This window comes from Anaerozeibacter quisquiliarum (genome assembly GCF_051162045.1).
GTDB classification, from domain to species: Bacteria; Bacillota; Clostridia; order Christensenellales; family Aristaeellaceae; genus Anaerozeibacter; species Anaerozeibacter quisquiliarum.
This window is the reverse complement of sequence record NZ_JBISDI010000013.1, coordinates 36,383-55,369: the sequence shown is the minus strand read 5'-3', so window position 1 is coordinate 55,369 and position 18,987 is coordinate 36,383. Positions and strand designations below refer to the sequence as shown.

Annotated in this window: 17 protein-coding genes; 5 read left to right on the top strand and 12 right to left on the bottom strand. The window is 60.0% G+C overall.

Annotated features, from left to right (window positions below; translation table 11 throughout):
- Positions 1-24: 24 nt before the first annotated feature.
- Genes cdaA through ACH6CV_RS07605 form a run of 5 tightly spaced genes read left to right on the top strand, consistent with a single transcriptional unit; the run spans position 25 to position 5,101 of the window.
- Positions 25-894: a diadenylate cyclase CdaA gene (gene cdaA, locus ACH6CV_RS07625; protein WP_456357586.1), complete on the top strand. Its 870-nt coding sequence runs from the start codon at positions 25-27 to the stop codon at positions 892-894.
- Positions 884-2,170, top strand: coding sequence for a CdaR family protein (locus ACH6CV_RS07620; protein ID WP_456357585.1), 1,287 nt, complete (start codon positions 884-886; stop codon positions 2,168-2,170). Before cdaA ends, ACH6CV_RS07620 begins: the two co-directional genes overlap by 11 nt.
- Positions 2,171-2,193: 23 nt before the next feature.
- Positions 2,194-3,129: a hypothetical protein gene (locus tag ACH6CV_RS07615; RefSeq protein ID WP_456357584.1), complete on the top strand. Its 936-nt coding sequence runs from the start codon at positions 2,194-2,196 to the stop codon at positions 3,127-3,129.
- An 8-nt stretch (positions 3,130-3,137) separates the two neighbouring features.
- Entirely contained in the window at positions 3,138-3,848 is a 711-nt protein-coding gene (locus tag ACH6CV_RS07610; protein WP_456357583.1) for a cobalamin biosynthesis protein CobQ, read from the top strand.
- On the top strand, positions 3,836-5,101 hold the full coding sequence (locus ACH6CV_RS07605) for a mannosyltransferase family protein (protein ID WP_456357582.1): 1,266 nt from the start codon (positions 3,836-3,838) through the stop codon (positions 5,099-5,101). Before ACH6CV_RS07610 ends, ACH6CV_RS07605 begins: the two co-directional genes overlap by 13 nt.
- A gap of 4 nt (positions 5,102-5,105) precedes the next feature.
- Here ACH6CV_RS07605 and ACH6CV_RS07600 read toward each other — a convergent pair whose 3' ends face one another.
- From ACH6CV_RS07600 to ACH6CV_RS07545, 12 genes are all read right to left on the bottom strand, one after another.
- Entirely contained in the window at positions 5,106-6,323 is a 1,218-nt protein-coding gene (locus tag ACH6CV_RS07600; protein ID WP_456357581.1) for a glycosyltransferase family 2 protein, read from the bottom strand.
- Positions 6,324-6,340: 17 nt separating this feature from the next.
- Positions 6,341-7,879 (bottom strand): aldo/keto reductase, encoded by a 1,539-nt coding sequence (locus ACH6CV_RS07595; protein ID WP_456357580.1) that lies wholly within the window; start codon positions 7,877-7,879, stop codon positions 6,341-6,343.
- 31 nt (positions 7,880-7,910) lie between these two features.
- Positions 7,911-9,005: an FkbM family methyltransferase gene (locus ACH6CV_RS07590; RefSeq protein ID WP_456357579.1), complete on the bottom strand. Its 1,095-nt coding sequence runs from the start codon at positions 9,003-9,005 to the stop codon at positions 7,911-7,913.
- Positions 8,992-9,825 carry a radical SAM protein gene (locus tag ACH6CV_RS07585; protein ID WP_456357578.1) on the bottom strand — a complete coding sequence of 278 codons (834 nt, stop codon included), beginning with the start codon at positions 9,823-9,825 and terminating at the stop codon, positions 8,992-8,994. The genes ACH6CV_RS07590 and ACH6CV_RS07585 overlap by 14 nt, the downstream gene beginning before the upstream one ends.
- 15 nt (positions 9,826-9,840) lie before the next feature.
- Positions 9,841-10,650, bottom strand: coding sequence for a radical SAM protein (locus ACH6CV_RS07580; protein WP_456357577.1), 810 nt, complete (start codon positions 10,648-10,650; stop codon positions 9,841-9,843).
- Positions 10,634-11,542, bottom strand: a complete 909-nt coding sequence (locus ACH6CV_RS07575) for a glycosyltransferase family 2 protein (RefSeq protein ID WP_456357576.1) — start codon at positions 11,540-11,542, stop codon at positions 10,634-10,636. Before ACH6CV_RS07575 ends, ACH6CV_RS07580 begins: the two co-directional genes overlap by 17 nt.
- Entirely contained in the window at positions 11,539-12,324 is a 786-nt protein-coding gene (gene rfbF, locus ACH6CV_RS07570) for a glucose-1-phosphate cytidylyltransferase (protein ID WP_456357575.1), read from the bottom strand. Before rfbF ends, ACH6CV_RS07575 begins: the two co-directional genes overlap by 4 nt.
- A gap of 395 nt (positions 12,325-12,719) precedes the next feature.
- Positions 12,720-14,168, bottom strand: coding sequence for an Ig-like domain-containing protein (locus ACH6CV_RS07565; RefSeq protein WP_456357574.1), 1,449 nt, complete (start codon positions 14,166-14,168; stop codon positions 12,720-12,722).
- A 342-nt stretch (positions 14,169-14,510) separates the two neighbouring features.
- Positions 14,511-15,491: an ABC transporter permease gene (locus ACH6CV_RS07560; RefSeq protein ID WP_456357573.1), complete on the bottom strand. Its 981-nt coding sequence runs from the start codon at positions 15,489-15,491 to the stop codon at positions 14,511-14,513.
- A gap of 10 nt (positions 15,492-15,501) precedes the next feature.
- The gene (locus tag ACH6CV_RS07555; RefSeq protein WP_456357572.1) at positions 15,502-16,452 is read right to left on the bottom strand and encodes an ABC transporter permease; all 951 of its coding nucleotides are present in this window, start codon (positions 16,450-16,452) and stop codon (positions 15,502-15,504) included.
- A gap of 15 nt (positions 16,453-16,467) precedes the next feature.
- Positions 16,468-17,949 carry a sugar ABC transporter ATP-binding protein gene (locus ACH6CV_RS07550; protein ID WP_456357571.1) on the bottom strand — a complete coding sequence of 494 codons (1,482 nt, stop codon included), beginning with the start codon at positions 17,947-17,949 and terminating at the stop codon, positions 16,468-16,470.
- A gap of 87 nt (positions 17,950-18,036) precedes the next feature.
- Complete coding sequence (locus ACH6CV_RS07545) at positions 18,037-18,981, bottom strand: sugar ABC transporter substrate-binding protein (RefSeq protein WP_456357570.1); 945 nt, start codon at positions 18,979-18,981, stop codon at positions 18,037-18,039.
- Positions 18,982-18,987 lie beyond the last annotated feature (6 nt).

Here is an 18,987-nt window from a genome sequence, read left to right as displayed (position 1 = left end):
GGCATCATGTCGGGAGGTGGTCGTTTGGCGGGACTTCGAAACGCGGGCGTTACGATCGCCTCGCTGTTCGCCAACCTGTTCGACCTGCCTGATTGGCGCAACGTGCTCGACATCCTGATCGTGGCCGTCGTGATCTACCAAGTGCTCAAGATGTTCAAGCACACGCGCGTAGGCTCGGTGGTCAAGGGTGTGGCGATCGTGCTGCTGTTCACCTGGCTCAGCGAGGTGCTGGCGCTGAACGCCATCAACTGGCTGCTCCAGCAGGTGCTGGGTACCGGGGCGGTGCTGCTGATCGTGCTGTTCCAGCCCGAGCTTAGGCGCACGCTTGAACAGATCGGCCGCCGGCGCGACTGGTCGCGGCTGGTGGGCTCGGGCAGTCGGGAGAACCGTCGCATTTCCGCGCTGGTCGAGGAGTTGGTGAACGCGCTGATGGAGCTGTCGCGCAAGCGCATCGGGGCGCTCGTGGTGGCGGAGCGGCGCACCGGCCTGTCCGACATCGTGGAGAGCGGCACGCGCCTGGACGCCGAGATCTCGGCGGCGCTGGTGGAAAACATCTTCGAGCCCAACACCCCGCTGCACGACGGCGCGGTGATCCTGCGCGACGACCGGATCGTGGCGGCGGGCTGCATCCTGCCGCTGACCGACAACAACGCGCTCAGCCGGGAGTTGGGCACGCGGCACCGGGCGGCGCTCGGCATATCGGAGATGACCGACGCCGTTTCGCTGATTGTGTCGGAGGAGACCGGCATCATCTCGACCGCCCGCGACGGGCGGCTGACGCGCCATCTCGACCGCAAAACGCTGACGGCTCTGCTGACCGAGCTGTTCCAGCCTACGGAACTGACCGTCCGCCAACTGCTGGCCCGGTGGAAGGAGGGACAGCGTGAGGAATAACCTTGAGCAGATCGTGCGCGCGACCCTTCACTTCCTCAAGGCGCTGTGGGGCCTGTTCTCCCAGAACCTGGGCATGAAGCTGCTCAGTTTGCTGTTCGCGCTGTTTCTGTGGAGCTATGTGATTACCTCAAACCCCTCGATCACGCGCGAGAAGGCCCTCTCCAACCTCGACGTGATCGTGACCGGCCAGGCGGTGCTGACCAGTCGGCGGCTGGCGGTGCTCAAGCTCGACGAGCTGCGCGAGGCGCAGTTGCGTGTGCGGGTGTCGCAGTCGCTGTTCCCGCAGGTGACAAACGACAGCGTGCGGGTGGAGCTCGACCTGTCCAGCATCCGCACCTCCGGCCGACAGCAGGTCAAACTGCGCGGCATCACCACCTACGGCTCGGTGGCGCAGGTGCTGCCCGAGTACGTCGAGGTGGAGGTCGACGCGCTCGACGAGCGCGTGGTGCCGGTCAACGTGGCGCTGCAAAACGCCGATCCGGCCCGCTGGTACGCCTACGCCCCCAACCCCTCTCAAATCACGGTATCCGGGCCCGCCTCGGTGGTCAAGCAGGTGTCGAAGGCGCTGGTCGCCCCCGACGTGACGGGACGGTTGGAGTCGTACAACAGCACCGCCGAGCCGTTCATTCTGGTGGACGCGCAGGACCAGGAGGTGGCGTCGTCGCTCTCGGCCTCGACCAGCTCGATCACGGTGGGGCTGTCGATTTACCCGACGCGGCTGGTGGACATCACCGACAATCCGGCCGAGCTGATCCGCGGCAATGTGGCGCGGGGTTATGAGGTGACCTCTGTCGAGGTGTCGCCCAAACAGATTCGGGTGGCGGGCGAGCAGTCGCTGCTCGACGGGCTGACGGAGCTCGCGATCGAGCCGGTGGACGTCACGGGCCGCAACCACACCTTCCCGGCGGTGGCGCGGGTGACCGCGCTCAAGGGCGTGCAGAACCTGTCGAGCGTGGAGGTATCGGTGACGGTCGCCATCGACGAGATGAAGGAGACCCAGCGGTTCAAGAACATCCCGATCGACTTCATCAACGAACCCGGCGGCAAGCGCGTCAGCTACTCTGCGCAGGCGGTGGACGCGCTGCGGGTAACCGGCCCGGCTTCGGTGGTGCAAAAGCTGCGGCGCGAGCATGTGCAGGCCACGGTCGATTTGAGCGGGCTGCTCTCGGGCCAGTACGAATTGCCGATCGTGTTCCAGGTGGCCAGCCATCCGGAGCTGACCTTCGAGACCAAGGCCGCCACGGTGTCGGTGACGGTAGAGGATATTACCGGCTAACATATGTAAGGTGAGGATCATCCATGGGACAATCTGGCTACGCCGAGGGGTTTATCAACGCCATGCTGGGCTGGATTCGCGGCCTGGCCGCTTCCGTCGCGGCGGGATTTCAATCGACGGGCAGCGGCGCGTCCGGCGGCGCGGCCTTCTTGAGTTGGCTCGGCGCGCATTGGCTGAGCCTGCTCGTGGTGCTGATCGCGATCGGCATCGCGATCGACTGGCTGGTGTGGATGCTGCGCTGGCGGCCGTATTGGCTGTGGGTGGGCAAGCGCCGCATCGTGCTCGACGACGAGCTTGAGGATGACCGCGAACCCCCGCGCCGCTTCCGCAGCGCCGTGCTGCACCGAGACGAGGAATACGCCCGCGAATACGACCGGTACGACGCGGAAGACCGCGACTACGCGGACGATTATTACGATGGCCTTGACGGCGACGCGTTCAACAACGCCTTCGACTTGGCCTTTGACGAGGCGGCGGGCGACGATGCGGACGACTGGGCCGAGCTTGAGGGCGACGCCGTGGAAGACGGGCGCGAAGACCTCTTCCCGGACTACGACGCGGGCGAACCGGACGCGGCCTTTGAGGAAACGCCTGCCTTCGCCGATTTTGCCGATTTCGACGAGGAATGGGACGACGCGCCGCGCAAGCCGCGCGAGCGCAAGTCGCGCCTCCTGTCGCTCAGCCGGCGCAAACGCGCCGAGGACGAGGACCCGTTTGCCATGAACGACGCCGACCTCGGCGACCTCGACGACGACTTTTATTCGGTGCTGTCGGGCGCGCCCGGCGACGATCCCCTCATCCCGACGGACAAGGACGACGCGCCGGCGGCGACGCTGCTGCCGCTTGACGACGACATGGACGGGGGCGATTACGACGAGCGAATCGGCTACCGCTCGAGCTACGCGCCCAAGACCGGTACGCCGCTCAGCCGGAAAGCGCGCAGAAAAAGTCATTCGTGAGGTGCACAATGACAAATCGGTTTGAACCCTGGCGCGCGGGGCCGCGCATCCAGGTCATGGTGGGCCACTACGGCAGCGGCAAGAGCGAGATCGCGCTCTCGCTCGCGATCGGCGCGCGCGCGGACGGGCGCGCGGCGGCGGTGGTAGACCTTGACATCGTGAATCCGTTCTTCCGCAGCGCCGAGCAGGGCGCGCTGCTGAACGAACGCGGCGTGGAACTGATCGCGCCGCCCTACGCGCTGACCGGCGTCGACCTGCCGGTGCTCGCGCCCGATGTGATGGGCGTGTTCGCGCGGCCCGAGCTGTTTGCCGTGCTCGACGTGGGCGGCGACGACGCGGGCGCGGCGGCGCTCGGCGGCTACAAGCCCTACTTCGACGCACAGAGCGCCGCGCTGAACTACGTCGTCAACCCGTTTCGACCCTATTCCGCCACGCTTGACCAGATCATCCGCCTGATGGGCCGCGTCGCGGGCCGGGCGCGCATGAAGGTCACCGGCCTGATCAACAACGCCAACCTCGGCCGGGAGACCGAACCCGCTCACCTGATCGAGGGGCAAAAGCTGCTCGAACAGGTGTCGGCCGCGGCCGGGGTGCCGGTGGTGTGCGCGTGCGCCTTGCCCGCCGTGCTGGCCGAAACGCCCGACCTCGGCGTGCCGGTGCTCGCCATCGAGCGGCGGCTGATGCCCGAATGGCTGGAGGACGCGGCGTGGCCAAGCTGATCGCGCTGTGGGCCGTGCCCGCACTGGCCAGCGTGCTGATGGGCCTTCTCACGGTCGTGCTGCTGGCGCGCTACTTCGTATTGCCGTTTCGCGCCGACGTGCTGCCCCGCCTGGCCGGCCCGCCGCCCGCCAAGCGCCGCGCGCGCAAGCGCGCCCCCGTCCGCGACGTTCTGATCTCGGTGGGCGCGGCTTTTTTGCTGTCGCGCTCGCTGATCCTGCTGGTCGCGGCCATCGCCACGCGCGGCGAGGCGCTGAGAAGCGCCGAGCTATGGTCGCGCTGGGACGCCAACCACTACCTGGGCCTGGCGCGCTCGTGGTACGTCAATGAGGGCGACGCGCGGCTGCACCTGGTGTTCTTCCCGCTGTACCCGCTGATCCTGCGCGGCTTCGTCGCGCTGGGCATCGACGCGTTCGCCGCGGGTGTGCTGGTGTCGAACGCCTGCCTGTTCGGCGCGGGCTGGGCGTTGTACCGCCTGGTCGAGCTGGACGGCGGCGCGCAGAGCGCCGCGCGCGCCGTGCTGCTGATGATGCTCACGCCGCTGTCGTTCTTCTTCTCGATCCCTTACAGCGAATCGCTGTTTTTGCTGCTGACGCTCGTCAGCGTGTTGATGGCGCGCCGCCGCCGCTTCGCGCCGGCGATCGCGCTGGCCGCGCTGGCGTCGAGCGCGCGGCTGCTCGGCCTGCTCGCCGCGGTGCCCATCTTCTACGAGATGCTGCTCGTCGTACGCGAAAAAAAGGGCGGCGAGCTAAAGCGCGCGCTGATCTGCGCGCTGCGCTGCCTGCCGGTGGCGCTGGGTTTTCTCGCGTACCTGTACCTAAACTTCAGCGTGTCGGGCGACCCGCTCCGGTTTTTGACCTACCAGCGCGAGCATTGGTCGCAGCAGATGGGCAGCCTGTCGGGTACGCTGCGCTACACGCTGAGCAACGCGATCCACTACCGCGACGCCACCCTGCAATGGGGCACCTGGATCCCGCAGCTGCTCTCGATCCTCGCCTCGATCGGCATGCTGACGGCGACCTACCGCAAGCTAAACGCCGGCGACGCCGCCTATGCGCTGCTGTACATCTACCTCGCCATCTCCCCCACCTGGCTGCTCTCCGGCCCCCGCTACCTGACCGCGATGTACCCCCTCTACCCGATGCTGACCGCGCTGACCGAGGACAAGCGCGCGGAGGCGTCGGTCATGGCGCTGAGCGTTGTCGCGACTTGCGGGATGGTCTATCAGTATTTGGTTTGGGGGGGAGTGATGTAGGGGACTATTGAGACAGTTGTGCCCGAAAAGCCGCCAGATCGACATCTCCGGGCAAGACTTCCTCAAGCTCGCCGAGCTTCGCGCGCCCTTCCTCGGCGCGCCCCTGGTCGATCAACAGCCGTATCCGCAGCTTATTGAAGAACACCCATCCATCGGCATGCTCGGCAGCGGCACAAGCGAATTCGCCCATATCGCAAAAGCTTTCTACCTGCTCGTCCGGGACTTCTTGTAGGGAAAGCAGCCAATCTGCCACGTTTGCGAACAAATCCTTTCGCCCTTTTGTCGACGACATAGCATCGCCGAACGAGGCACCAAAGTTCTCCTTTGCCGCGAGCTGCTTTGTGTACTCATGCGAAAGAATGCCGAGTACCCCACTAAGTTTCTCGTCCACCGGCACCCTTGCATTCAGCACCACATTTAGCGTGTCTTTAATGGCGTTCATGTAGACCAGCAGCAAAAATTCTTCGTTATGCGCGGTGACATACCCGCACTTCTCAAGCAAAAAACCCCTTGCAATTTTATAAAGGCATCGATCTGCTTCAAAGCGGGCAGGGTCATACGTGTAGGAATCGGATTTCGGGTTTACATAGTATTTGTAGTACGAACCCGCCAATATGCCGAATCTATCGCAACGCTTCGCCACATCAAGGCAGAATGCCGTATCCGCGCCATATCTGATATCGTACAAATAGCCATAATCTATCTGCCTCAAGATATCCAGCGAAAAGAACTTTGCCCATACCGGTCGAAGCAAGCCATAATAGGCTTCGAGATACGAAAATCCCGTCTCGACGCATATCACATGCTCAGAGAATGCCCTGTTCCCCAAATGGCTTCCGTCTGTGGCACTGATGAACTCATTGCCAGTAGTCGCAAAATCCAAATTATGTTCCTGCACAAAGCAAAGCATATCTTTGAGGAAACTCGGTTTGTATTCGTCATCGCTGTCAAGAATGGCCAAATAGTCACCCGCATCGGCCCTCGCAATATCTTGAATTATATCATAACTTCTATAAACATAATTTTTATCGTAGTTCCACTGGACAATTCGTGCATCTTCTTGCGCATACTCCGCGATAATCTCTCTGGTATCATCAATCGATCCATTGTCAATGATATAATATGTCCAATTGTGGTAGGTTTGCTTTAGTATGCTGTCCACTGCGCGACGCAGCGTTTTTGCAGCATTGTAGGCTACGGTCAACACAATCAACTTGCTCATGTTACGATCTCCCTTTCCTAAAACACCCATGGCACATCGTCCGGGCAATGCAACTTCTCAATGTGGATACCATCCCGCTCATAGCACTTTATCGTGGCATATATTTCATCCTGATAGATGTAATTGCTGACAACAATGATCTCAGGCTGCAATGCCGCGATCTGGTCCGGCGGGTAGACTGGAATGCCCTCATTTGAGGAGTGCCACAGTTTGGGGTTGCTGTCAAAGAAGATGATCTTGAAATCCGGCTGCCCGAAGAAGCTTTTATATAAGCGGACGACCTCGTTAGAGTATCCCGCTCCGGGATAGAAGCCCACCAGTTTGTACCCTTTGTTATGCAGCAAAGCCCCTAGCCGTTCTTTGCGCGCGTCTTGGCAGAAGGCCCTTCTTTGCATATTGGCATGTATTTCTTCCAATGCCTTCATGATCTTTAACCCCTGCGTACAGCGCTTTTCGCATCTCCCGCATTGGATGCAAGGATTGTCGCTGCACTCAGGCAAAATGTGAAAGTCCAGGTACAGCTTGCGGAACAACTGGATACTCTTCAGGAGTTCTGGCTCCGATCGGTTGTATGCCGGAGTTGGCTGAAACAGTCTGGCATTGTTGCTCTGCATATAGGACGAAATCGGAATCCCAACCGGGCACCCATCGCAATATCCGCATCCGGTGCAAAAGCCATCCAACCCGCGCAAACCCGCGTACACGCGCTTAATCCTGTCGCAATCACTCTCTGCGTTGTCCGCCTGAAACGCGCGTAAATTGTGCCGAAGCTCTTCCATGGTGCTCATGCCAGACAATACGACCTTTACCGCCGGATGCGCCGCTACAAATCGGAGCGCAGCGGTGGCCACATGATCTTCATCGGCGTTCTTCAAGAAGGAATAGTACTCACTGTTTTGCGGCACGATACCCCCGCCCAGCGGATTCATGACCACAATGCCGACATCGTTTCGGGTGGCACATTCCAGAACGGGTTGCATCACACTGCTGTTCAGTACGGAAAGCGATATGGTCGCGCCCTCAAAAGCGCCACTCTCGATGATTTTAACAATCTCCGCTGCGGGAGCATGGGTAGAAAAGCAGATATGGTCGACCAAGCCACGCTCCTTGGCCTTCAATGCGCCTTCATACAAAGCACCTTTACGCATGATTGCCCCAAACTGCGCATAGCTTTCGATGTTCCAAACGACAAAATATGCGGCATGGTCGATCTCCATATGGGAAAAGGAGGTCTCCACCCTTCTCAGAGCGTCATCCGCCCTCATATCCGCGATAAAGGAAGACTTGATGGTTACATTCCGCTTCGCTTTTGTGCGCTTGAAAGCAAGCTTACAAACTGTTTCGGCCATTCCCCTAGAATAACTATACCCTACGTCAACATAGGATACACCGGCATCCAGTGCCGCCGCCACGATGGCCGCAGCGGACTCAACACCTCGCTCGTCATCGGGGCCATCAATCTTAAATCGATTGGTGCCCATGCCAAGCGGAAAAATACCATCAAATATCGTCATAGTTGTTCCGCTGCTGGGAAGCGAGGTGCGTTTTTGTTTCAAAACCCATAAGTCCCTCCAAATATTTTTCAGCTCATTTCACCCACGCAAACAGCTTTTCCCACTTATGTACAACATGATATTTCGGATTTGCTTCCCTGATGATCTCCTCCAATACCTGTAGATCATCCGGTAAATGATAGGTGCATATGGCAAGCTTTGGCGAAAATCTCTTAAGCGTCTCCTTTGCCCCGGCAAGCATTAGGCGCTCAGCGCCTTCTATGTCCGCCTTAATAAAGTCAACCCTGTTCAGCCCTGATTCCTCAACAAAGCGATCGATTGTCGTAACCTTCACCATTTCGGTAGATTCAGCATGATCAGCACTGACTAAGGATGCACTAACATCGGGAGAGGGGGCCACGTTGATTTCCATTTGACCTATACGATCAGCGAGCGCATATGGAACCGGTTTGATTAGTGGGTCATAAAGACGAGCGTGCTGTTTGAGTATCGTTGTCAAATTTCCTACCATAGGTTCAAACGCATAAGCAGTACACCCCCTGGAAGCGGCGCAGCAACTAAACAAACCGATATTTGCGCCGCAATCCAGCACAATATCTCCTTCTGTCAGCACGACATTGTCATACTCGTAAGTTCCCTCAGTCAAGAAATCATAATTGTTGAAGATTGCAGGCAACATCAAATCTCCAGCTTCCAGAAAAAAGCTGGTCATATTGGAATGTATATACGGGTTCAATTGGCGATAGTTTCCTATTTCTAGCAATTCTCCAGACAAGTCAATCCCATTTTGCTCAAATAGACGAGCAAATACATCGGCAAAAAAGTAATACTGAAACTCGACAAAGCTATCGTCGATGCATGTGATGCCCCTGCTGCGCAGTGACGATATCACTTGCTCATGATACATCTGGTTCAGCGTAAGAACAACAACGGTATTTTTAGCCGGTACTTCCGGAAGATCGTCAAGACCATATATCGGTATACCGTTCATATACCCTTCTTTAGGCGTCTTCCCAGATACGATATACCCCATCACCCCGACATGGTAATGCTGCAGAAGCTTATGGGCAATTCTCCCCATATTCTTTGCGCCATATAAGAATATACATTTCCCTTCAAACTCTTTGAGCTTTGCTTTTAACAGTGCCTTATAGTCATTTATGTGCATAAATACTTGCCCCTCGTTTTTGCTTTTGTCTTGCCGCTGGATAGCGTTGTGCATTCTCGCTGTCAAATCCTTTACAGTAATGGCAGGCTTGAATTGGTTTATCACAAAAGCTCGTCGCAATTCCCTTCTTTCGTGTAAGCGCTATTGCATCGTCCATCAAATCGATATACTCGTCTTCTTTGGGCAAAATTCCTTTCACCAAATATAAAGACATAGCATAGCAACACGAAAATGCTTTCCCATCATTTACGCAAGTAAACGCATTCTTCGGCGCGATACACCGCTGGAATACACCGTCTACCTCTTCTGCAGAATAGCCGTACTCCTCGTAATCACCAAAGTGTATCCATCCATTGTAGCGCTGATCTTCACCATGGTATACATCCACACGATAGGGTATAGCATATCGCTCCAGCTTCTCTATGAGTGGCCTCAGATTTTTTGAATGCTCACCATAATCGTCCACAATAAAGTCAAAATACTTCCCGCAGCTGCGCGCCAGTTCTAACAAATCATCCTTTGGTACAATGGTGGCATTGGTCGTGATTCTTAGACGATCAAACTGATCGCGGTATTTTAGGGTCTCTTCGACGATCTCGAGTATTTGAGGATGCATCAAAGGCTCCCCTCCGATAAACTCAACCCGCTCGGCAAAGTCCCAAATTTGAAAAAACTCTTTGATTTCCCGAAAAGCACGCTCCTTTGGGGTATGGCAAGGATTGGGGTTGTACGGGACAGCCGCCGCGCAGAGTTCGCAGTTCATTGTGCATTTCGTGGTGATAAAGAAATCAAATATCTTCGCCGTCAGTTTTTCTGCCATTGCTGCACCCTCCGCTCAAAGCTGTTCCGCCGCCGGGTAACGCTTTTCGTGATCCGACGTGCCCGCATCGCCGCTGCAGCAATCGCAGGCAGAAATGTACTTGGCATTCTCGATCTTTGCAAATTTTGTACGCTTGACCTCACGGCTTTCGGATCGATCCAGCAAATCCACATAGTCGTCGGGGTTGTCGGGGAGCAAGCCCAATTCCATGCCGCGCTGGGAACGCGTGCACCAATGCACCTTGCCGTCCCGGGTGCGCCAATTCCCTTGAAGCACTTGCGTCACCGAACAGGTGTGAAATACTCTTTCTAGTTCTTCCGGCGTTCTATGGCGCGGCTCCCATCCGCCAAAATCCACCCAGCCCCCGAAAGACTGGTCGTCGCCATAATACTTTTCTACCTTGCAGGCTACGCCGTTTTCGGTCAACAGCTTCAACGTCGCTTCTTCCCGATCGGGTTTGACGTGGTACAAGGACGTTTGCACGAGGATCTTCTCTCTATAACGCTTCATCACGCCCAGCAACTCATCGGGAATCGGGATAGTGCTGTTGGTGAACAGCATCAATCGATCAAATCGATCCTGATATTCCATCGACGTTTCGATCAATTGAGCCAGTTTCGGATGCAAGAAGGGCTCGCCGCCACCCGTGAGATGCAGCGTTCCAATTCGATCGATCACGGCAAAAGCGGATGACAATATCTCCTTTGCTTCTTCGACCGTCATATCGGGGAAAGGCTTGTTTTGCGGCACATACTCGCAGCACAGCCTGCACCGCAAATTGCAGCGGGTTACGATGACCAGAGAGAACTTAGCCAACTTTAGCATACATTTCCATCCATTCGCTTTCAAAGGTTTGAATCCATTCGCCGGAACAGAATTCATCTCTGTTTTGGGTAAGCGTCCGCAACATCTCACTCAGTTGTCCATTACAACCCTTGATCCCCAACCGGCTGATTTTCTCCACCATCGAAATCATAAACGACCACTCAAAATAGCGCCAAGCTGCTGCGCTTTCTGGAAAGCGCTCCGATAACCACTCCGTCCGCGACCGGTAGGCGCGCAGATATTCATCGAGCGTCGCGCTGTCCAGCAATTCGTGCGCAGTCGTCCATGCAGAATTGTTGCCCTCGTGCCGATGTGCGGTGTACTTTGGCAGTCCATGGTAGGCGATGCGATTCGCAAGAGCCAGCAGCCAGTGCATTTGCGAGATATCATCGTATTTATCGCCTTCGGGAAATCGAATCTGTGTCGCAAGTTTGCGCGCGAGCATCTTCGTCGGAAACCCCATGTTGTACCGCTTGCGCCACATGAGCTCAATCAGTGCTTCTTCGGCGGTCATGATCTTCTTCTCGTCAAACGCCTTGTCGGCCGCGCCGCAGATGGCCACGTCGGCGTCGTTCCCAAGCGCAAGGTTGTAAAGGAATTCCAGGAAATCCGGCGTGCAGGTATCGTCGTCATCCACAAAGGCGATATAGTCTCCCCGCGCTACATCAAGCCCCGCGTTGCGCCCGCTGCCGATATTCCCACGCTCACGGTGAATGACGCGAATACGGCTGTCTTTCGCAGCGTATTCATCGGCGATCGCGCCGCTACGGTCGGTTGAGCCGTTGTCCACGATGATAAACTCAAAATCGCGGTGCGTCTGGGCGAGGACGCATTCGATCATGCGTCCCACCATATGTTCCCGGTTATAGGTCAGCATGATGACGGAGATCATGCGTCCGCCCACAATTTCCACGGCGCATGGCCGCTGTTCCAGTGGTGTTCCAGCGCGGCTTTGTCGCGCTGGGTATCCATGCACTGCCAGTAGCCGTAGTGGAGGTATACGCCCAACCGACCGGCGGCGCTCAGGTCCATCATGGGTTCCCGCTCGAAGGGGGTGGCGTCCCCTTCTATGTAGTCGAAGACGGTCGGTTCCAGCACCATGAAGCCGGCGTTGATCCAGTTGGAATCCTCTTTGGCCTTCTCCCGGAAGCCGACGACGCAGTTCTTGTCCTCGTCCAAATCCAACACCCCGTAGCGACCGCTGGGCTGAACGGCGGTGAGCGTGGCCGTCATGCCGGAGGCCTTGTGCTGATCGAGCAGGGCGTGAATGTCGATATCGCCCACGCCGTCGCCGTAGGTCATCATGAAGGTCTCATTGCCGATATAGGACCGGATCCGCTTGATGCGACCGCCGGTTTGGGTTTCGAGCCCCGTGTCCACCACGGTCACCTTCCACGGCTCGGCGACGTTGCTGTGCACGGTCATGCCGTTGCCGTTGGCGAAATCGAAGGTGACGTCGCAGCGGTGCAGATAATAATTCGCGAAGTATTCCTTGATGATATGACCCTTGTAGCCGCAGCAGATGACGAACTCGCTGAGGCCGAAATGGGCGTAATATTTCATGATATGCCACAGGATCGGCGCACCGCCGATCTCGATCATGGGCTTGGGCCGCAGGTGGGATTCCTCGGAGATGCGCGTGCCCAGCCCGCCAGCCAAGATGACCACCTTCACCGGGCATTCACCCCATCCATTGTTTCATTTACCTTTATATCGGCTCAAATTACAAAAACTTAAGCTCCGGCGCAGCCGATTTGGGGCCGGCAGTTCTTCATCCGGGGCGAGCGATTACAGAATCCCGGGAAGCTTGGATGGCCGCGGGGCCAGGTTGGGATAACCTTCGAAGACGAATTCTGAGCGGAAGCCGGGGCTACGGTGCTGCATCCCTTGTGTCATGCGACGGGAACGGGCCCGTCCTGAAACATAGAAGCGCCGCCTGTCGGCAACGCGCAGAGCGCTGACAGCTTTGTCAGCGCTCTGGCGTCGCGCCGCTAAGCCTGCGCTTTCGGGCTTGGCCAGTACGAAGAACCCATCCGTCCGATGAACGTGGTGGTGATTTCGATGGAAAGCTACCCAATCCGCGCAAAGATGGGGAACGCGTCGTTTGCGGACCAGGCCATCATGTTTTGCGGATCGGCACCTTCCTCTCGGGTCCAGTTCAAGATGCGGGGAGCGGCGTAGTCGTAGGTCTCCCTGAGCGACAGGCGGCCGTCGCGGTCGCTGTCGCCCGGCATGTAGCCCATGTCTTTGAGCGACCGTTCGCCCGTGATGCCCGCCGCCTCGCACAGGAAATAGGTGAACACGCCGTATCCGGCGCCGGACGACCAACTCGACTGGCGCGGTCGGGACGCGGCCAGCACCATGTACTTGCCGGGTTGGTTTTCGAACAGCGGCTGGTCGGCCTTGGACCGCGCGCCCGAGGCCGTACTGCCCGGCCGAAACGCGTCGATCACGGCTTGGCTGTAGGCAATCCAGTCCCGCTCCCCGGCGTTCTTGGGCTCAATCGACTGACCGGACAGGCAGCTGTCCAGCATCACCACCACCGTGCCCGGTACCTTGTCCAGGTGGCCGCGCAGCTCATCGAGCGAAACCACAGCATCGTCGATGCCGACCAACGCGCCGCGGTAACGCCGGGATTCGCTGTCCGCGCCGTGCCCGGAGTAATAGAAGAAGGTGATGTCGTCATCGGTCATGCCCATCGCCGACAGACTTTGAAGCGCCGCGCGCAGGCGGCTGCCCGTCAAATCTTGCAGCACCCGGCCGGATGCGAAGGTCGGAGGCCGGCCCGGCGAGGCGGTATCGATCGTCTTCTTGAACCGTTTCACATCCTCCCGGGCATCGGGCAGCGCCTTGTCTGCGCGGTAGCCGGCTTGCCCGATTGCCAGATAGTACACATCGGGCGTATCGCGCCCGGCAGGGCGCACGGTTACATTGCAGTACGCCGTGAGCTTGCCCGCGAGCGTCCAGGCGGCGATCGTGGCGCTGCCCGCCTTGACGCCCGAGACCACGCCGTCCGCCGACACGCGGGCCACGGCGGGCTGCGAGCTCAGGAACATCACGCGCTGGTCGTAGGCGTTGTCGGGCGACAGGGTCCAGCCGAGCGGTTTCTGCTCGCCGGGGGCCAGGGTCATCGAGGGTTCGGACAGCGTAAGGGCGGTGGGCACGAGCGGCTTGACCGTCACCTTCACGGTGCGCTTCAAACGGCTGCCGTCGAGGGTCCTGCAGGTAATCACGGCCTTGCCCAATTTGAGCGCCGTTACCATGCCCTGACCGTCCACGCCGACCACGTCAGGCTTGTTGCTGCTCCACCGAAGCGCGCCGTCCGCCCCGCTCGGCGCAACCGATGCCTGCAGTTGCGCGCCCTGCCCGGTGCCGACCGCGCCGAGGTACAGCGTCAGCGCCTTGTGCGACAGCGTGAGCTTGCGCGCGCGCGGCGACGCTTTCGCCCAAGCGGGTGCGCAAAGCAACGTCAGCGCCATCAGCAGCGCGCCCATCCGGTGCATCAGGCGAATGCTCATGTCGATGCATCCCCTTCCATAATTAAAGTAACGACAGCAGACAGTATCCGTTTTGGAAGGTTTCGGTGTAAGGTACGCCACGGCGTCGCCAGCGCCAAAGGCCAGGCGGCAAATCAGGCTTGGCAAAGGGAAGCTTTCGGGGTTCTATGATTATATCACCAAAGGCGTGTATGTACAATATGGAAATAGAGCGCGCTGTTGCTGTCGGCGCTACTTGTCGGCGCGCGCTCCGGGCGGTCGTCCGGGCGCGGCCGGATAAGCGCTGGGCGGGGGCGCGGTCACGGTCGGTTTGGCGGAGATGAGCTATGCGTGATGGGTTATGGCGGGTCGGTGGCCTTCTGTTTATACCGCCTCGCGCTTGCGCTTTCTGCCGAAGCAGTCCGACCAGATGATGGCGATGATGATTGCGCCCTTGCAGACCTGCTGCACATAGGCGCTGATGCCGAGCATGTTCATGCAATTCTCCAGCAACTGGATCGCCAAGAGACCGACAAAGGTCTGCGGTACGCCGCCGACGCCGCCCGCGAACGAGGTGCCGCCCACGACGCAGCCGCAATTGACCGTCAGCGCGGTGGCGTCGCCGTAGAGCGAGGAGCCGGTGTTGAGCTTCGAGGACAGCAGCACGCCGCCGACCGCCGCGATCATGCCGCACAGCACATAGGTGACCCACTTGATGCGCACGGCGTTTATGCCGGAGTTTTGCGCGACGGCATAGTCGCCGCCGATCGCGTAGCAATTGCGCCCGAAGGCGGTGTAGCGCAAGAGGCCGTGCACCGCGATGAAGCACAGCGCCATAATCACGACCAGGTTCGGGACCGAGCCGATGAGCTTGCCGTTGGCGAGCTTCATAAACGCAAGATTCGGCGCGGAGATCGGATGGGCGTCGGTCAGCTGCTGGCCGATGCCCTTGAGCAGCATGCCCATGCCCAGCGTGATGATGAACGGCTCCGTCCGATGCCGCGCGACAAAGAAACCGTTGACGAACCCGATCAGCGCGCCCGCGAGCACCGCGGCCGCGATTGCCGCCCACAGCGGCAGCGCGCCCATCATGAGGATCGTCAGGATGCCCGCGAGGCTCATCGTGCCGCCGATTGAAAAATCACAGCCGCCGCAGAGGACGGGCATCGTCACGCCAAACGCCAGGATCTCCACGATGGCCGCCGATTTCAGCATGTCCATCAGGTTGTAGGGCGTGTAAAACTTCGTGTCGAAGAACAGCATGCCCACGAGCATCGCGCCGATCGCGACGACGGCCTTCTGCCGGGTGAGATGGCGCCAAGCGCGCGCCGCGAGGTGGGCTTGTTCCCTCAAGCGGATATCCATACGCACGAGCCTACCTTTCTCTGCGGTTGTCCAGCCAGATCGCGACGATCAGCACCGCGCCCCGCAGCACCGACTGCATATAGGTTGACACGCTCAGCAGGTTCATGCAGTTGGACAGCAGCGTGACCAGCATGACGCCGAGCATCGTGCGCACGACGCTGCCCTTGCCGCCCGCCATCGGCGTGCCGCCGACGACCACCGCGAGGATGGCGTTGGTCTCGTACCCCTGCCCGAGCAGCGGGGAGGCGGTCGTGATCCGCGAAAACAGCACGATCGAGCCGATGGCGCTCATCGCGCCGGAAATGGCGAAGACCGTCGCGATCGCCCGCTTGACCGGGACGCCGGCCAACGCCGCCGCGACCTTGTTCCCGCCCGTCAGGCAGATTTCCCGACCCCGGCGCGTGCGCGTCTGGAAGAAAAAGAGCGCCGCCATCATCGCGAGGAACAGGAGAGACGATACCGACAGGATGCCCACGCCGCCGGAGCCGATCGCCTCGAAGACCGTCAGCTTCGAACTGAGCCATGACATGTGCCGCGTCGCGCCGTCGGTGTAAAGCAGCGCGGCCGCGCTGTAGACCGAGCTCATGCCGAAGGTGATGAACAGCGCCTCCGCGCTCGTGAGCGCCCCGCAGCTCAGGATCAGCAGGCTGTTGAGCAGGCCCATGCCCGTCCCCGCCGCGACGCCCACCGCGAGCGCGCCGACCTGCCCGATGGGGTCGATCAGCGAAATTGTCACTACCGCGACCAGCGATATGATGCCCGCGACCGAGAGGTCGATGAACCCGCCGATGATGACCATCGTCATGCCCAGCGCGACGAAGCTCAAGGGGCCGAACTGCCGAAGGATGTTGACGAGGTTCGCGGACGACAAGAAGCCCGGCTCGACGATGGCCGTGACGGCGGCCAGCAGCACGATCGTGAGCAGGACCAGGTTGTCCTGAAGCAGTCTTTTGATGCGCATGCGTCCGCCTCCCTCCTAGCCGATGGCCCGGCTCATGATCTCCTGCGCGGTGGCCCGTTCGGGGTCGAACTCGCCCGTAATGCGCCCGCCCGTGACGGTCAGCACGCGGTTGCTCATGCCCAGCACCTCCGGCAGCTCCGACGAGATCAGGAGGATCGCCCCTCCGCCCTCGGCGATGCGCTTCATCAGCAGGTAGATTTCGTACTTCGCGCCGACGTCGATGCCGCGCGTCGGCTCGTCCAGGATCAATATGTTCGGCTCAGTCTCCAGCCACCGGCCGAGCACGCACTTTTGCTGATTGCCGCCGGACAGACTCTCCACGCGCGTCAGCTGCGAGGGCGTCTTGATCGCGAGGCTCGCGATGTGGCGGTCGGCGATCGTCCGCTCCCGCGCCATGCGCAGCACGCCCCGCGGGCCGATCTTGCCAAGGCTTGCCATCGAGATGTTGCTCCGGACCGAAAACGGCAGCACCAGCCCCTGGAGCTTGCGATCCTCCGGCACGAAGCCGATGCCCAGCCGCTTTGCGTCGACGGGCCCCCGGATGCGCACGCTCCTGCCGTTCAGCGTGACCTCGTGCCCCCGCACTTTGTCCGCGCCGAACAGCGCGCGTACGATCTCGGTGCGCCCCGCGCCGACGAGCCCCACGAGGCCCAGGATCTCGCCGCGCCTCAGCGTGAAGGATATGTCGTGGAGCTTGCGCGTGTTGAGGTTGCGAACCGTGAGGATCGCATCGCCGACGCAGCGCGGCCGCTCCGGGTATTCGCTTTCAATGGGACGGCCGACCATCATGGCGATCAGCTCGGCGCGGCCCAGGTCGCGGGTGTCCCGCGTGTCGATGACGCGCCCGTCGCGCATGACCGTCACCCGGTCGCAGTATTCAAAGATTTCGTCCAGCTTGTGGCTGATGTAGATGATTGAGATGCCCTGATCGCGCAGCGTGCGGATGATCGCGCCCAGGCGGCTCAGTTCCTCCTCGGTGAGGCTGCTGCTCGGCTCGTCCATGATGATGAGCTTTGAATTGTACGAAAGCGCCTTGGTGATCTCGACCATCTGTTTTTCCGAGCAGCTCAACTCCGAGACCAGCCGGCGCGTGTCGATGGTGCTGCCGATGCTGTCGAGCAACGCCCGGGCGCGGCGGTGGGTGCCCTTCATGCCGCCCACCTCATGGAAGCGCCCGAGGAAGATGTTCTCCCCGACGCTCATCGAGTTTACGAGGTTGAACTCCTGGTAGATGATGCTGAGCCCGCGCCGAATCGACTGGATGGGCGTCGTAAAATCGACGCTCTCGCCTTCGAAGACCACGGTGCCGGCGTCCTTCTCATAGACGCCGGACAGGATCTTCATCAGCGTCGATTTGCCCGCGCCGTTCTCCCCGACGATGCCGTGCACGTCGCCCCGGCGCACGCAAATGGAGACGTCGCTCAGCGCCTTGACGCCCGGAAAGGCCTTGGAGACGTTCTCAACGGACAGGATGATTTCGGACGGGTCGTGCTTCATCGTCTCGCTCCTTCTCCCGTAGGGGCCGATTTAAGCATCGGCCCCTACGAAATGTTGCGTCGTCTCACCTTGGCGCGGCGGGGTCTGCTACCACTCCGGATAATCGAAGGTATCGATGTTCTCCGCGGTCACGACGTCGAGCGGGATGAAGTTGACGGCCTCGAAACTCTGTCCGTCGGCGGCCGAGCGGATGCACTCCAGCGTGCGGATGGACATGTTCTTAAAGCTCTGGCTGATGCAGACGCTCTGTGTGCCGGCCTTGACTTGGTCGAAGCCCGCGCGGCAGCCGTCAACCGCCACGACGTACACGCCTTCCATCTTGGCGTTCTTGAGCGCCTCGATGACGCCGGTCGCGCCGTTGTCCCAGTGGCAGAACACGCCCTGGATCTGATCGCCAAACTTGACGATCATGTCCTCCATGATGGCCATGGCGCTCGCGGTCGCCCAGGCGTCGCACGCCTGATACGACAGCACGTTGATCTTCGAGCCGGCGGTTGCGGCGCCAAAGCCGTCGTGCCGGCGGTTCTGGGCGTCGGTTCCGGCCTGGCCGCCGATCTCCACGACGTTCGCCCCATCCGGGAAGCGCGCGACGAACGCCTTGCCGGCCTCCTCGCCGGCGCTGTTGTCGTTGACGCCGCAGAAGATGTCGCGCAGCGACTGGTACTCCTCGGCGAGATCCGCCGCGTACAGCGCGACGATCAGGCCCGCTTCCTTCGCTTCCATGACCGCGGGGATCACGGCGTTGATGTCGCTCGGGCACAGGATCAGCGCGTCGTAACCCTGGCCGATGCAGTTGGTGATCGTCGCGACCTCGACCTGCGCGTTGAACTGGCCGTCGAAGGCCGTCACCTCGATGTTATAGTCGGCGGCGTACTGCTGAAGCATCTTGAAACCGTAGGCGAGCGATTCGTTGGACATCGAGTTAGGGATGTAGGCGACCTTCAGGGCCTTGCCCTCTTGCGCGAGCGCGGCGCCGGGCAGCATGCCAAGCGCGAGCAGCAGGACGAGCGCGATACCGAGGATCCTCTTCATGGTTCT